The organism is Shewanella sp. Pdp11 (genome assembly GCF_002838165.1).
GTDB classification, from domain to species: Bacteria; Pseudomonadota; Gammaproteobacteria; order Enterobacterales; family Shewanellaceae; genus Shewanella; species Shewanella hafniensis.
This window is the reverse complement of sequence record NZ_CP015194.1, coordinates 3,270,200-3,287,004: the sequence shown is the minus strand read 5'-3', so window position 1 is coordinate 3,287,004 and position 16,805 is coordinate 3,270,200. Positions and strand designations below refer to the sequence as shown.

Annotated in this window: 9 protein-coding genes; 7 read left to right on the top strand and 2 right to left on the bottom strand. The window is 45.4% G+C overall.

Annotation, left to right across the window (positions count from 1 at the left end; all coding sequences use genetic code 11):
- Positions 1–234: 234 nt before the first annotated feature.
- From nagZ to AYJ58_RS14535, 7 genes are all read left to right on the top strand, one after another.
- Positions 235–1,263, top strand: a complete 1,029-nt coding sequence (nagZ, locus tag AYJ58_RS14560; protein ID WP_106650678.1) for a beta-N-acetylhexosaminidase — start codon at positions 235–237, stop codon at positions 1,261–1,263.
- Positions 1,264–1,342: 79 nt separating this feature from the next.
- Positions 1,343–1,882 carry an alpha/beta hydrolase YcfP gene (gene ycfP / locus AYJ58_RS14555; RefSeq protein ID WP_106650677.1) on the top strand — a complete coding sequence of 180 codons (540 nt, stop codon included), beginning with the start codon at positions 1,343–1,345 and terminating at the stop codon, positions 1,880–1,882.
- A 730-nt stretch (positions 1,883–2,612) separates the two neighbouring features.
- Positions 2,613–6,890, top strand: a complete 4,278-nt coding sequence (locus AYJ58_RS14550; RefSeq protein WP_106650676.1) for an NACHT domain-containing protein — start codon at positions 2,613–2,615, stop codon at positions 6,888–6,890.
- A gap of 205 nt (positions 6,891–7,095) precedes the next feature.
- Positions 7,096–7,221 (top strand): hypothetical protein, encoded by a 126-nt coding sequence (locus AYJ58_RS22140; RefSeq protein ID WP_269801899.1) that lies wholly within the window; start codon positions 7,096–7,098, stop codon positions 7,219–7,221.
- 225 nt (positions 7,222–7,446) lie between these two features.
- Positions 7,447–9,690 (top strand): hypothetical protein, encoded by a 2,244-nt coding sequence (locus AYJ58_RS14545; protein ID WP_106650675.1) that lies wholly within the window; start codon positions 7,447–7,449, stop codon positions 9,688–9,690.
- 10 nt (positions 9,691–9,700) lie between these two features.
- Positions 9,701–11,401: a toxin-antitoxin system YwqK family antitoxin gene (locus AYJ58_RS14540; protein WP_106650674.1), complete on the top strand. Its 1,701-nt coding sequence runs from the start codon at positions 9,701–9,703 to the stop codon at positions 11,399–11,401.
- Positions 11,402–11,903: 502 nt separating this feature from the next.
- Entirely contained in the window at positions 11,904–12,179 is a 276-nt protein-coding gene (locus AYJ58_RS14535) for an acylphosphatase (protein WP_106650673.1), read from the top strand.
- Positions 12,180–12,240: 61 nt separating this feature from the next.
- On the opposite strand, the gene AYJ58_RS14530 is transcribed toward AYJ58_RS14535, so the two are convergent.
- Together AYJ58_RS14530 and mfd are read right to left on the bottom strand one after the other, a co-directional pair.
- Positions 12,241–13,242, bottom strand: coding sequence for a peptidoglycan binding protein CsiV (locus tag AYJ58_RS14530; RefSeq protein WP_106650672.1), 1,002 nt, complete (start codon positions 13,240–13,242; stop codon positions 12,241–12,243).
- Positions 13,242–16,739 carry a transcription-repair coupling factor gene (gene mfd / locus AYJ58_RS14525; protein WP_106650671.1) on the bottom strand — a complete coding sequence of 1,166 codons (3,498 nt, stop codon included), beginning with the start codon at positions 16,737–16,739 and terminating at the stop codon, positions 13,242–13,244. Before mfd ends, AYJ58_RS14530 begins: the two co-directional genes overlap by 1 nt.
- Positions 16,740–16,805 lie beyond the last annotated feature (66 nt).

Below are 16,805 nucleotides of genomic sequence, written 5' to 3'. Positions count from 1 at the left end.
CAGTATCCCATAGATTAGCGTGACAATTCACATTAGTTTTTTTAATTCGTTATAGTTCGGATAAGCTGAACTTAATTGGGACTTTTTTGCTGACCATTTTATGGCCAAGAATACAGGCTTTAAAAGCGCTACAAGGGCAGATGGTTCGCTTTTTTGGGCTTTTTTGTGAGCGCGACCCACTTATGGCTTGAGTGGTTATTTTTTGAGTATTAATGAAAATTTTTAGGGAGAAGTATGAGCTATTTAATGTTGGACCTACTGTCGTTGGACGTCAGTGAGGCAGAATCTGAGATGCTACGTCATCCACAGGTGGGTGGTTTAATTCTATTTTCCCGCAATTTTTCAAGCCGTGATCAGTTGATCCGTCTGGTACAACAGATACGCCAAATCCGCCCTGAACTATTAATTGCCGTCGATCATGAGGGGGGTCGAGTACAACGCTTCCGCAATGGCTTTACCATTATTCCCGCTATGGGCGACATTCTACCTGCAGCTAAGGGCGATATAGCGTTAGCCAAACGTTGGGCCTGTGAGCTGGGTTTCTTGATGGCGATTGAATTACTGGCCTGCGATATCGACTTAAGTTTCGCGCCCGTGCTGGATTTAAACGGTGTGAGCCAAGTTATAGGTAAACGCAGCTTTAGCCCAGAGCCCGCTGAGGTCATTACACTGGCCGAAAGCTTTATTGCGGGCATGGCGGCCGCAGGCATGGGCGCCGTGGGTAAACATTTCCCCGGACACGGCAGTGTACTGGCGGATTCGCACTACGAGAAACCCATTGATGATCGCGATGCGGAGGCGATTTTTGCAAAGGATATCCTGCCGTTTAAAGAATTAATCGCAAAAGAAAAGTTATTAGGCGTGATGCCCGCGCACGTGGTTTACCCTAAAGTTGACCCCAATTCTGCGGGCTTCTCTGAATACTGGTTAAAACAAGTGCTGCGCAAAGAGTTTGGCTTTAACGGCGTGATTTTCTCTGACGATCTCGGCATGCAAGGCGCTGGATTTGCGGGCGATTACCGTGCAAGGGCCAGCGCGGCGTTAGCTGCTGGTTGCGATATGATTTTGGTGTGCAATGATAATGCGGGCGTGATGTCGCTGCTGGATGGCTTTACATGGCCAGCGAGCGCGCCGCAGTATCCAGCAAGTTTACTTAAACCCAATGCCGCACAAACGGCCGCAGCGCTCGATAATACCGCCCGTTGGGAAAACGCGAAGCAGCTTGCCGAGCAAATTTGTTTGGCCCAACAGGCGAAAGTTTGATGTAGCGCAAGGTGTGAGATCACTCTTTTGCTAGGGTTAGTTAATTCACTGTAATCAAAAATGATTAAAAGGCCTTGATATGATTTTTTATCTTCATGGATTTGATGCGACTAGCCCAGGTAATCACGAAAAAATGCGTCAGCTGCAATTTATCGACCCTGATGTACGTTTGATCAGTTACAGCACCCTGCATCCTAAGCACGACATGCAACACTTGCTCAAGGAAGTCGCTAAGCAAATGCAGCATAGCGACGACCCTGCGCCGTTAATGGTTGGCGTAGGACTCGGTGCTTATTGGGCCGAACGCATTGGTTTTTTAAATGGTCTTAAATCTGTGCTGATTAACCCTAATTTGCACCCAGAAGATAATATGCAGGGCAAGATTGACCGCCCAGAAGAATATGCAGATATCGCCAATAAGTGTGTGTCGCAATTTCGTGAAAAGAATACCCACAAGGCCATGTGTATATTCTCAGTGAATGATGAGATGTTCGATAATCAGCAACTCGCCAGCGAATTAAGCCCCTATTATTCGATTGATTGGGATGACGTTCAACCCCACAAATTCCCCCAACTTGCCGCACATCTGCCCAAAATAAAAGCCTTTAAGTTGGCTTGATTGATATCGATTGAATAAAAGTATCACTCCTCTTTTTTCTATTTAAGAGGGGGAGTGGATTTATCTCATCGGCTATTTCGCCTTATGGTTTGGCTTTCATATTTCATGTGGCGCACCTTGCGACTCTGAATATGAGCGTGACTATGGGTATATATTTCAGTAGGGCATATTGAGGGCTCTAGATTATAAAATCGACTGTATTGGTTTTGGACTTAAATGTGTAGGAAAGTAGTTTAGGGTGGCTACGACTTTTGGTTTTGTTTTTAGGGGATTAGTGTTGGCTGGTATCTACTTGCATAGGCTTGCCATGGCATTGACTCACCGACTCGCAGCCAGTCCGTCCGTGGATGCTCGACCGCCCCGTCCATGGGGCGGACGGTCGTCTCGCCAATCACCATGGCTCACCTTTCGACCTCATGCGTAACTTCTAGGTTTTAAAGACTAGATCTAATCTTAACGATTATAGGCACCACTCTATTGGACAAAAATGAGTTAAAGCAGTCAATCTTATCAGCCTGACGTTAATTAGAAAAGTATCCTCGTTTATCCAATAGACGCAATTCGCACCGTCTTTATTTGACAATACAAGAGATGACCCAGAAACAAACCTAAGTATCTTAACTTTCCATAAAATATTAAATAACTACAATAACTTCCATCAAAAAAGTTGCAAAGAAAGGCCTATTCGTTGTCAAATACAGTTAATACTTTTTGTCTAGGCCAAATGCTGATGTATATCGAACTAAACAGAACCTTTCGCAAGTTAACTGAAAGTGATGACGATACTGGAATAGATTTGGATTGGATTGGCCTAAGTACAGTAAAGACCACTTGGCCTGACATACTTTCAGAGTATCGCACGATCATTCTGTCAGAAGCAGGCTCAGGGAAAACAGAAGAGATTAGGAACATTGCACTACAGCTAAGGGCTGAAGGTAAAATAGCCTTCTTTATGAGGCTCGAAAATATTGCTGATGATTTCGAACTAGCATTTGAAGAAGGAAGTTTAGATGAATTTGAAAGCTGGATATCTTCAAATGATGAAGCTTGGTTGCTTCTTGACTCAATAGATGAAGCCAAATTACGTTCACCACGCGACTTTGATACAGCCATCAGGAAAATTGGGCTAAAATTCAAATCATCATTTCAGCGTGTTCATATCATACTCACTGGGAGGGCATCTGCTTGGCGCCCAAAAACAGATTTGGACTTTTGCAGCAAACAACTCCCATTTACTAAACCCATTGAAAATACAGAAGAGAACGAAAAGATCTCTAAGCAATGTTCTCGAGAGTCAACTTTTACAATTCTTGCTTTAGACGATCTAGCTGTAAAACAGATCGAACATTTTGCCAAAGCTAGTGGCGTATTAGACACTGAACAATTTTTAGATGCTCTTGAACGCGCAGAAGCATGGTCTCATACCAAACGCCCCCAAGATCTGGTCGAGATAATAGATTTTTGGTTGTCAAAAAACCGTATAGGTAGCCGTTTAGAGCTGATGCAAAATAGTATCACTCAAAGATTAATAGAATCTGATCAAAGCCGTGATTTAATCATTCCTATATCCACTGAGAAAACGCGAAATGGAGCAAAGTTAGTAGCTTCTGCTTCTACTTTGACTCGTAAACAGATCATCCTTGTCCCTGATAGCCAGAGTCAAGCTGATGGCTTATCTATAAATGAAGTGCTAAACGATTGGACCGCTATTGAGTGTTCAGCTCTATTATCGCGACCCATTTTCGATGAGGCAATTTATGGCACCGTACGTTTTCATCATAGATCCGTTCGCGAATACCTAACTGCGGAATGGTTTGCAGATCTACTTAAAAATGAGGCTTCTCGACTACGAATAGAAGAGTTATTTTTTAAAAAACAATATGGAATAAATGTAATAGTTCCTTCAATGCGGCCAATTTTGCCATGGCTAGTAATATTCGATGAGAAAATATGCGAAAAAGTATTGACTATGGCACCAGAAATCTTTTTTGAAGGCGGTGATCCAAGCCAATTACCTCTTATAACTCGTAATCAAATTATATCTAGAGTCTGCGATCAAATCTTAAATCAAGGTTCACAACACTCATCATCTGACTCTAATGCCATTCAAAGGTTTGCAACACCTGACTTATCCGATGAGATAAGAAGATTATTCCATTTATATAGATCTACTGACGAAGTAATTTGGCTTCTTATGCGAATGGTCTGGCAGGGTGAACTTTCTATTTTATTGCCAGAAGCTATCCAAGTTGCAGAGTCACCGACCGCCGAACGTTATACCCGCACAGCCGCTCTGAGAGCCGTTTTTTCACTTGGCTCAGATATAGAAAAAAACAACCTGAGAGATAGATACTTAAACGAATCAACCGAACTCAAACGCGATATATTGGCAGAGTTTGTTCACCCCTTATCAAACTCAGATATCAATATTAAATGGCTCTTTGCTTGCTTTACCAAAGCCGAAGCACCTAACGAGAATAACGTAGACCAACTCAAACGTGAAACAACATCACTCATCCGTCGCTGTAATTTAAACCTTTTAGCTCCTTTCATCGAAAAAGCAGCATTACTGCTTAATCAAGCTCCGTTTAGTGAACTAGAAGACTCTGAAATATCAATCAAATATGCATGGATGCTCTCGCCTGCCGCCTTTGCAGTAGAGCGGCTAGTTCTAGATAAAAATCAAGATGCATTGAACTCATCTTCGCTATCAATCCTGTCAAAGTATTCACCCTACGAGCGCAGGTATCATCTTGACTTCGATAGGGACAATAAGAATAACTTAAAACAGCTAGTTCAAGAGTGGCCTGAGCTAAATCTCACGTTGTTTTGGTTTTTAGTTGAAAATAAACGTCAGGAACTTGGTAAAAGCAAAAAAGAAGCCTTAGACCAATGGCGTCAAGTAGGAACCTGGAACTCTTTTGTTGGCTTTGTTATCAATGACTTTGACTCAGTTATTGAATCTATGACTACGCGTCCACTTATCGATGACAAACTCATCGCGCTCTCATTAGCATTTGAACTATATGTTCAAACTGGACGCCATCCTAAGCAACTAAAAATGTTAAAAAAATCAGTGTGTGGAACCCCTGTTTTAGCAGAAAAGTTATCTAACTTAATGCGACCACCAAAACAAACCGAGGAGCAACGCAAAAGAAATAAAAAATACCGTCAGCAGGAAATCTACTGGAAAAAACAAAATGAAAATAGGTTGTTAACGGAAGCTGCAAGAAATACTGAATGGCATGAATACTTAACTGCGAATTTTGAGACATTACGTGATAATGGTTTTGAAGATCCTAGAACATTATCAAAGGCTCAAGCTTACCTTTACGATCAACTCCATCAATTAAGTGAAGATAACTCCAGCCGTTCAGAATCAAATTGGCAGCATCTCACAAGTAAATTTGGTGAATCTGTTGCACTCGCTTTTCGTGATGGAGCCGTCTCTTATTGGCGTAATAACTCGCCCCTATTGCGCTCAGAAGGCGCTCCAACTAACAGCACTCCTTCTACAACTCGCTTTGGCCTAATAGGTTTAGCAATTGAAGCGAATGAAATACCTTTATGGCCATCTATACTTACTGAAAAAGATGCAGCGATTGCATTTCGCTACGGGATGTACGAATTAAACGGATTTCCATTTTGGTTTGAGCAACTGTTCTCATTCTTCCCAGAGCTAATATGCAAATTATCACTCGAGGAGATCAACTATGAGCTTGCTAATGAAAATGTGGAAACAGAAAGCCATTACCTTCTAAGTCGTATCGTTTGGTCAGGAAAGTGGATTTGGAATTCCCTAGCCTCAAAACTTTGCTCAGTAATTCAATCTTCCGAGCCCAGAAACCTGCAGAGTTTGGATAACATACTGAATATTATACAAGGCTCTAGTATTAGCAATGAAGCAATAACAAAATTAGTTACGACAAGATCACCCACTTCAGATTATATCCGTGAAGCTTATTGGTTTGCAGCTTGGACTGGGGTTAATCCAAGCGAAGCAATATCCGAATTTGAAGATTATCTAAAAGTACTTTCTGATGACGCAACCAAAACTACTTGCGCTATGGTCTATGTCGCCCAGTTACTCGGTACTCGTCTTAGTCGTGGCACCTATGTAAGGGATGACTTTAAAACACCTGAATATTTAAAACACCTTTATCTGTTGATGCATCAATACATAAAAGAAAGTGAGGATATAGATAGAGCATCTGGTGGAGTATATTCTCCTGAATTGAGAGATGACGCCCAAGATGGAAGAGACAAGCTAATCAGATTATTATGTAATATTTCTGGTAAAGAAACTTTTGAAACACTCCTAACTATTTCAGATCAACATCCAAATGGTAACGTACGATCGTGGTTGAAAAGAGAAGCTAAAACTCGTGCAGAACAAGATATTGATCTTATTCCATGGATTGCTAATGACATTTATCACTTTCAAAATGAACAAGAGAGAACGCCAAGAAATCATAATGAATTATTTGAGCTTGCGGTGATGCGTATAAGAGATCTTAAGCATGATCTCGAGGATGGAGATAGCAGCATTGCCTCGATCCTGAAACCAATTAAATTAGAAACAGAAATTAGAAAATTCATCGGAAATTGGTGTCGAGATCGCTCAAGGGGACGATACTCTATACCTCAAGAAGAGGAACTAGCGGATGCAAAACGCCCCGATTTTCGCTGGCACTCAAGTGGTATAGACTGCCCAGTACCAATGGAGCTAAAACTAGCAGACAAATGGTCTGGTCCAGATTTATTTGAAAGGCTAGAGGTTCAATTGTGTGGTCAATATTTACGTGATACTCGGTCGAGTCGTGGAATATTCCTGCTTGTTTATCACGGCACCAGGCAATATTGGGAGCGACCCGATACTGATGAAAAACTTAACTTTGATATTCTTATCCACAATTTACAAAATCATTGGGCTGATATATCCCATCAGTTTCCAAATATTAACGAGATACGAGTGATAGGCATAGATTTGACCAAGCGAGCAATTTGATCACTATACCTCGACTCAAGGCCAAAGATACGCATATTAAGTTTGTTGGGTTCTATTTGATAGCCAGTAGAGTGCGAATTGAATCAATTTTTGCTTACGGCCTTACCATTTATTCAAGTCAGCAAAAACAGATCACCAGTATATCAATAATGATCGATACCAACATGTTTTGGGCAATAGCTTTATAGCTAAACGAACAGCAGAAGTGTTAGTTAGGATTGGCATTGTTGCAACAGTGACCGTTGGCGGCATGGATGCCGCCGTCGAGCCCTCAGGGACGAGTTTATGGCGTGTCACTGGGGAAGCAATGACAATTCAAGCCGCAAACTGACGACAAAATTATCTTGCTTTGGGGCAAATATCTTTTTAGCTAAACGAACAGCAGAAGTGTTAGTTAAGATTGGCATTGCTGTACCTGTGACTATCTAAAAAGGATGCTTTAGTAGCGCACTCAGGTGTTGTGCTGGACAGGCAAAATAGCCAAAGCATTTTATTTACTGGGTATGAAAGGGCATAATGCGGCGCTTACTATTTGTTTGAGATACAAGGAATAACCATGAAGTACTTGGTTAGCGTAGTTGCATGCTGTTTATTATCGGCCTGTTCTTTTGGGGATGCTGATGTTGAGTTTACGCCAGAAAAAGGAGAAGAGCGCTCGTATCAGCTGTATAGCACCACCAACATCACTGTAGATAATGGTCAGCGTACCGAAACGGTGAACACTAGCTCACATCAATTGCTGCGTTATAAAGTCCTCGAAACGGGCAAAAACAGTCGGTTTCAAGTGTACGTCGATTACATAAACATGCGCGATGGCCAAGGGAGCGGCGTCAGTAGTGGTCAGCGAGCCGATCGTAATCCTGAAATGCACGCTATTTTCTCGCAGGGGTTTGAATTTACGTTAAATCTAGACGATGGCAGCGTTAAAGAATTCAGTGCATTAAACAAACCTGTATGGCAGGCGCTGCTGGCTGAACGCGGCGCAGAGCTTGAGCAGGAGTTGAAAAAGCTCTTTAGCTCATCAGCCTTTCTTAACACTATACCCGCCAAAGCGGGGGCGGTCGTCGCGCTTCCTGCTTATCAAGGCCACGCCAATGCCAAACTTACTGTATTGCAAGTCACTGATACGCATGTGTTAGCCAAAGTTGAAAGTGACGGCGAGCAAGCCAAAATCTACGGTCAGCTGATGTTGGAACGTGAGCGGGGTTGGTTAGCGCAGTTAGCTCTAGTGGCAGAAGCGCCGTTTGAGCGCTACGGCTATAAGGGCACAGTGCGCAGCAACGTTATTATGTTGCCGCAGCAGCGCCAGTTGGGCGATCTGACGCAGCGTTTAGGTTTTGATTATGATTTCCCAGCCTTTGAGTATCAAAAACAGCCTGACTTTGTGCTGGATGAGATCAATAAGACCTTAGCCATTGACGCCGTATTTGCCTACGATGCGGGTTACTTTTACCAGCAAGATGACCTATTAAATCTAACCTATCAGCATGACTTTTCGGGTTTTAAATCCGAAGGCGGGTTTAGCTTAACCGATATCACGGCACACAGCGCGGATGGCACAGTGCTGCCGCTGCAACTGAGCAAGGTGGGCAGTTACAGTTATCCACAACAGGATGGTTTCCATCAATCTGTGCAGCAAAATCTGCTTATTGGGTGGAATGCACCAAATGACCTCTTAGCTCAGGTCGCTGAGTTTCGCGCGACGGCCCATTACCACGGTGCGAAACTGGTCAAACTTAACCTGACACCCGATCCCAGTAAAACCGTGAGCGTGCAGTATGAAGATTTACAGCTCGAACTCTCGCCAATCACCGACAAGCCATTCAGTTATCTGCTGAAATCGCGAGGCGGCGCTGATAAAACGTGGTTATACCGGCGCTATGACGGTGCCGAAGGCGCTATGGTGCACTATCTTTCACCGCCAGCCACTGGACCGGATTGGCTAACGTCGGCAGAGCAAAATATGCTGGCGCTGGCCTCATCGGCGCAATATGAAACGATTACACAGTTTACCTTTGCCGCCGCGCCGTCGGCGCTGACACTCTATGTGAATACCGCGGCTGACAGCGGCGAACTGACGAAGAATATTCGTTTTATTCCAACCCAAGATTACGCGCAAAATGTCGCGTATCCGCCGGCGCAGCAGCAACTGCTTTACAGCGATGATATGTATGCGTCCTATGATAATCAGCCGCAACCTAGCACACCTGCTGATCCTGCCTTACTTGAGCCGCAAATCGTTGCTAAATATGGCGTCAGCATGCTGTTAACGTCCGATCAGGCAGCGGTGTGCACCCTCAGTGTGGTCGATGCCCCTAAGGTCAACGGACACACACTGCAATGGACAAACACCAGCGCAAGCAGCAACACGGGTTTTGGAGCTGGGCTGGATAAGTTTGTGCAGTACCAACTGAGCAGCGCCGATGGGATCCGCCGCAATTTTTACGACATCAAGGTCAGCAGCACCTTGGCCTGTACTGGTACGCCCAAATGGCAAGCGCTAGCGTATCAACCTGAGCAAAGCTGGTTGATTGATATCAGTCAGCTGCCAGATTTGGATACAACTCAAACCGTGGCCGAATTTATGCGGCGCTATCGTTTTCTAAATGCGCAGAATTTACCCCTTGCGCCTGCTATTCAAGATTATGGCAGTGACTTTTATCAGCGTCCGTTGCAGCAAGTATTACGTGAGCAACGCTGGTTTGTGCTGGCGGGGCGCGCTGCAAAGATAGAACAGCTGACGATAAGTGGTGAACCAGTCGATAAACAGTGGGTTAATATATTCCCTGCGTTACCTTAAGGAGCAGAAAATGCGAGTCTTATTACTATTATCTGCGCTGCTTATGTCGTTTAATTTGTTGGCTGAGCGAATTTTACTCGACCAAGAATGGCGGCTTAACGATGTACCTGGCGAAGCCATTTATTATCTGGAGCAAGCGCCGACAGAACAAAATGGCGAGTGGCCATTGCAGCTATTTTATTTAGAAACGGATAAACCGGTTTTTAAGGGTAGTGTCAACAATCCCAATTTAGTCGAGAGTTTTATCGTTGGCGATTTCGAGTTTTTCTACCCCGACGGTCAATTGTCTCGCAAGGGCAGTAGCGATGCGCAAGGACATTATCAGGGCACGCATCTGCATTATTGGGAAGACGGAGCGCTTTCGGGAGAGTACCACTACCAGAATGGCCAGTTGCATGGAGATCAGAAAAGTTACCATACCAATGGTCAATTGCGGGAACTTCAGCATCGCGTGAATGGGGCTGAATTAGGCTTATCGCAAAGTTATCATGCCAACGGCCAGCTGGCATCGCGCGCAAACTATGGTGCGAACGGTATCGAAGGGCGATATGAAAGCTTCTATGACAATGGTAAGCCAGAACAAAGCGTGAATATGGTGGCGGGAAAATACCAAGGTGAGCGACTGTATTGGGCCAAAGAGGGCTGGTTATACACCAAAGAGTTTTACCTGAATGGAAAAATGCACGGAGAAGTGTTGATTTATCAAGCCGCAGATATTCTGCAAGAGATCAAACATTATCAGCATGGCAAGCAGGTAGGAAACCAGCAGCGTTTTAAAGGGCCAGGGCTGTTAGTCATGCAGCAAGAGTACGATAATGATGGCCGCGAAATACAGAATATTACCTATGATGATGCTGGCAATGTCGCCACCCAAACCGATACTCAATACCTCGCTAAAGGCCTTATTAGCACTGAACAGCGCTTCGATGCCACTGGAAAGTTAACCCATCAATATCAGCGTGATACTGCGAAAAACTGGAGTTTACGTCAGCGCTTCGACTCAGCAGGTGAATTGATTGAACGCGATGAACAACTCAAGGGACAATATGAAGGCTTGTATATCGGTGCAGGCTGGAATGGTTATATCAGGCGGATAAACTACAGCAAAGGTCAAATGCACGGTGCCTATCGAGAAGATAACGCCGAGGACGGCAGTTTTGTGAAGGGCCAATACCACTTGGGCTTAAAGATTGGTCAGTGGATCACACAAAATACCGACACGACGCGCAATGAGCAGTTTAATCAACAAGGTCAGCTTAACGGTGAACAGAGTGAAATCTCAGCTGATGGCACGATAATGCACCGAGCATTTTATAAAAACGCTAAGTTACATGGCGCATATTTACAGCGTGGTTTTGATAAACAGCTGCAAGCCCAAGGTCAGTATGTTAACGGTCAGCGTGAAGGCCAATGGCTGCTGCAAGATGAAAGCAGCTACAGCATGGTTAAGCTCTGGCATGGCAACTATAAAGCAGGACACGAAGTCGGGAGCTGGCAGGCCTTTTCCGCTAACGGCCATTTATTAGGGCTGACGCAATATGATGATAAAGGTCAATTGCAGGGCAAAGGCTACAGTTTTAACGAAGATGGCAGCCTGCTGCAAAGTGATGAGTATCTCGATAATCAACTGCACGGCAGGTCGGTGTATTACTTTAATGGTGAACCCTCATCCGAGTATCGCTATCAAAATGGTCTGATAATTAGCGAGTAGCATGCCATCGCTTATATATGTTAGCGCAATAAAGTAAAAACCGGCTCTAGGCCGGTTTTTTGCTTTTTATCTTTTACATGCTCAACTGTAGCGCTAAACGTCAACACGCCCATGTTTTAGCGACATTCACAGTGCGTTTTTTTTAATGAACAATGCAAGTGACGATATGGACCGATTTTCAGCTAAAAGCATTATATTCGTTAGTGGTGGATAGTTTTATTTTTCAAACTCTTGAAAATAATTATTTATTGTGTAAAGTAGCCAGCCTTGCTATTTTGTAACAAAATGCTACAGAGTTGCTGTTTTATTTGTCCATTTATTGGATATCCCTTTGCGTATGTCGCCCGACACAGCTAACAGCAGTCTTGTTAGCTGTTTTTTTTGCCTAAAATTAAATATCGTTTGTTTTTTGCTCTATAGATCCATAGGTTAACACTTAGCCTTCGGATAATTGCGGCTATGCTTATTTCTATAACAAGGTTCCGTGAAACAGGAGCGTGAGATGAAGCGAGTATTAATTAATTTGACCGGAAAAGTGCAAGGTGTGGGTTGTCGGCATGCGACCCTGACAAAGGCCAGAGCCTTGGGGGTGACAGGCTATGTCACCAATTGCCGCGATGGCAGTGTCGAAATCTTAGCTCAAGGCAGTGATATTGCGGTGAACAATTTAATTGCTTGGTGCGAAGTGGGTGTGCCCTGTACCGAGGGCTTAACGGTCACTGTGGGAGAAGACGAAGCCGATGATATCTACCTCGACTTCTCCATAGTACAGTCTTAAGTTAAAAGTACAGTCTTAAACAGCTGCCCTGTCTTAAGTCTTTTGCGGTTTACGTATAGGTTCAGTATTGTCCAACCGTTTGTATGGATTCAGTATTCAAACTTATTTGCTGTGCACTAGGTTGTGCCATCTTACGAATTTGGATCACCATGCCCATTTCGGGGTGATCTAAATAATGGATTTCTTCACTCTTCACCCGGCGGTTTTGTTCCAAAGGCACTGACATTAAAAACGGTGTCATGACTTTGGGCGCTGTGAGCGTTGCGCTGCTGTCTGATGCATCGCTTGGCATTACTGGTAATAACTTCCGGCCTTCTTTACGCAAATTTAGTGCGGTTTCAATATACAAATAGTGGCTTAAATAGATATTCAGTGTGCCATCTAATTCCCACACCGGTGATACCACTGGCGCAAGCATAGGCGTGCCATCGGCATGAGTCATAGGCTCAGCTTGAGCTTGCTTAATGATTTTTCTGCCATCGAAGTGATATGTACCTGAGAAATCTTTACCCGCAAATAAACGAATAGGCACTGAACCACTTTTACCACGCATTGGTTGTTGCCACGCCATGTGCAGTAAACTGCGCGTGCCGCGTTCACGGGAGATACTATTGATAATACTCGCAAACTGGCTTTGGCTGCGTGCTAATAACACTGGACCGCCATTGGCGCTGGCATAACTGTTTGTTGCGCTGCTGATTTCTGATGGGATCACTGGCGGATAGCGATATTCAACACTGGTCGGTGCGGCAGCTACAGGCTCAGACGTTGGCTCACCGTTTAAGGTTTCGGCGCAATGGCTATTGGCATCGGCATCAAATACTAGCGTACAAGGCGCCGACTCACTCGCCATTGGGGTGACAGCTTGTGCAACCGCTGGAGAGATCAAGTCTATCGCGTTATCGGTTTTTGTCTTGATCGGTGCATCTGGCCATTGTTCAGTCGACTGACTTTGGCGTTCAAATACATAGACTTCAACTTCGAACCAAGCTTCCGCTTGGACGACCTGACTGTGCGATAGTGCAATGAGGGTAGCGATAGAGACCGCGAGTTTACGTAACACTATTTATCTCCAAGACGATGTTGCGATTGATGTTGAGATAGTTGTTCGAGTAAGAGTTTGACCAAAGCGAGCCTGTCTTTACTGGTTTCGGCCGCAAGGCTGAACTTTAACTTATTCGGTCCTTCCATTCGATAGATTTGTGGCTGGCTTTGGAGCAATCCAATAATAAACATAGGGTCTATAACGTGATCATCACTAAATTCGATGCTACCACCTTTGCTGTGCACTTCTATTTTAGTCGCCCCTAAGCGAGTCGCCTCATGTTTATATAGGGTCATTTCCATTAAGTTGCGCGTCGGTTCGGGCAATAAGCCAAAACGGTCGATCAATTCGACTTTTAGTTCATCCAGCGCCGCTTGTGTTTCGCAACCTGCAATGCGTTTATAGAGGGATAGACGAATATTGACGTCACTCACATAGTCCTCTGGCAGCAGGGCGGGGATACGCAGTTCAATCTCGCACTGCTGATTGAGCATTTGCGCCAGCGAGGGCTCTTTACCTTGTTTTAAGGCCTTGACTGCCGCTTCGAGCATTTCCATGTATAAGCTAAAACCAATTTTCGAAATATGGCCGCTCTGCTCATCGCCTAAGAGTTCACCTGCGCCGCGGATCTCTAAATCCTGCGTCGCCAGCATAAATCCCGCACCGAGATCTTCAAGAGCATCAATGGCTTCTAAACGCTTACGCGCATCTGGGGTCATACGTTTAGGATGCGGCGTCATCAAATAGGCATAGGCCTGATGGTGCGAGCGTCCGACGCGACCGCGTAATTGGTGTAACTGCGCCAGACCAAAGGTGTCGGCGCGTTCAATAATAATGGTGTTGGCACTGGGCACGTCGATACCGGTTTCGATAATAGTGGTACAGACTAACACGTTGAATCTTTGGTGATAAAAGTCTGACATTACCCGCTCAAGGTCACGCTCACGCATTTGCCCATGGGCGACGACGACTCGCGCTTCAGGCAGTAAATCGATAATGCCTTGGGCACATTTCTCAATGGTTTCAACATTATTGTGCAGATAATACACTTGGCCGCCACGGAGAATTTCCCGCAAAATAGCCTCGCGCACGGTTGCAGGATCGGATTCCCGCACAAAGGTTTTTACCGCTAAACGTTTGGCGGGTGGGGTGGCGATAATCGATAAATCGCGCATGCCCGACATGGCCATGTTTAAGGTCCGTGGAATAGGCGTCGCGGTCAGGGTTAAGATATCGACGTTGGCACGCAGCGCCTTGATTTTCTCTTTCTGACGCACACCGAATCTGTGTTCTTCGTCGATGATCAGCAGGCCTAAATTTTCAAACTTGGCCTCAGATTGCAGTAACTTGTGAGTCCCGATAACAATATCGACTTTGCCTTCTTCCAGTTGCTGCAGCACTTGATTCTGTTCTTTGGCGGTACGAAAACGTGACATCACTTCGGTGACTACGGGCCAGTCGGCAAATCTGTCTTTAAAGTTTTCATAGTGTTGCTGGGCAAGCAATGTGGTCGGAACCAGCACGACCACTTGTTTGCCGGCGTTGACGGCCACAAAGGCGGCGCGCATAGCGACTTCGGTTTTACCAAAGCCCACATCGCCACAGACTAATCTGTCCATTGCGGTCGGCGATTGCATATCGGCTAACACGGCGATAATGGCGCTTTCTTGATCGACGGTTTCTTCAAAGGGGAAACCGCGGGCGAATTGGGCGTATTCTTCTTCGTCAATGGTGCAGCTTTCGCCGGGACGCGCTTGGCGACGGGCATAGACATCGAGCAATTCGGCCGCAACATCGCGGATTTTTTCAATGGCTTTTTTCTTGGCTTTAGCCCAAGTCTCGTTGCCGAGTTTATTTAAGTGGGCGTCTTCATCGGCGCCAACACTATAGCGACTGATAAGGTGCAATGAAGACACTGGCACATACAGTTTATCGCCGCCGGCGTATTCCAATTGCAGGTATTCGGCGACCAGTCCACCCGTATCTAAGGTGACTAAGCCCCTATAAAGTGCAACGCCGTGTTCTAAATGCACTATGGGCTGGCCAACTTTGAGTTCGGCCAAGTTTTTAATCAGGGCATCGTTACTGATCTGACGCTGTTTTTCACGGCGGCGTTGCTGGGAAATCCGATGGCCGAAGAGCTCAGTTTCACAAATAATGCTGACACTGTTTTTGGCATTGATGTCTAGTACACAACCCCGTGACAGCGGCGACACGATAAGGCCTAACTTGGCATCACTTTGAATAAATTCATCAAAATGGTTAAACAGCGCAGGTTTAAGCTGAATTTTAGCGAGCAATTCAAGCAGTGCTTCGCGGCGACCCTCGGACTCGGCGCTAAACAACATGCGTTTGGCGCTGCTGGCATAATCTTGCAGTGCTAGCAGCGGTTGCTTTAATTTATGGTTGGCGCTGATGTCGGGCAGGGGGCTGGCGGCAATCACCACAGCTTTCGTTGTTTCAGTGCCATCTGTTGGCACTTGCATTTGATAACGTGGCAGCGGTTTAAAGGCGGCAAATAACTCTTCGATGAGTAGATACAGTTCTTTAGGCGCCAGTAATGGCCGCAGTGGATCGACGCGCCTGTCTTGATAGCGATGCTCGACTTCTTGCAGATGGGCGCGCGCCGACTTTTCGATATCGCCTAAAGTGACGAGTTGAGTATCCTTGGGCAAGTAATCGAATAGGGTCGCTGTGTCATCAAAAAACAGCGGCAGGTAGTTTTCAATCCCCGCCGGCATCAAGTTGCGGCTCACCAGCTGATAAACCGATTCTGGCTCTTTGACTATGACCTCAAAACGGCGGCGGTATCTTTGCCTAAACCCTTCGATGGCTGAGCTATCAGTTGGAAACTCCTTCGCGGGCAATAGGCGAATCGAATCGACAGGTTGCAATGAGCGTTGGGTTTCTGGATCAAAATGGCGGATGGTCTCCACTTCGTCATCGAATAGCTCGATGCGCAGCGGCATATTCATCCCCGTTGGGAAGATATCCAGAATCGAGCCGCGAATCGCAAACTCGCCGTGTTCATACACTTGCTCAACCGAGTGGTAGCCAGTGTCGGTTAAATGCTGGCGCACATCGTGTAATTTGTAGCTATCACCTTTTTTGAGCACAAACACGTTGGCGCTCAAATAGGCTTTAGGTGGCAGGCGCATCATCAAGGTCGTGACGGGCACGATAACGATGTTTTGCTCAATCTGCGATAACTGCGACAGGGTTTCGAGTCGCTGGGAGATCAAATCCTGATGGGGCGAAAAACTGTCGTAGGGCAAGGTTTCGCGGTCAGGGAATAATCTGACCTTAATGCCTGTTTTACCGAGCAAATAACTCAGTTCTAGCTCTAAGCTTAAGGCGCTTGGCGTATCACTGGTAACAACTAAGGTCGTCCCTTTATGTTGACGTGCTAAACTGGCGAGTGTAACGGCTTGGCAAACGCCGCCCACGGTGGACAGAGTCTGGATTTGAGTGCCATTTTTGACGGCTGGCGGCGTTAGGGCTGATATGTGAGTCATTGGCGTGCGATAAACTGATTCATTCACAAAGAGTTGCAGACATTGTAGAGACTTGATGGCGCAGGT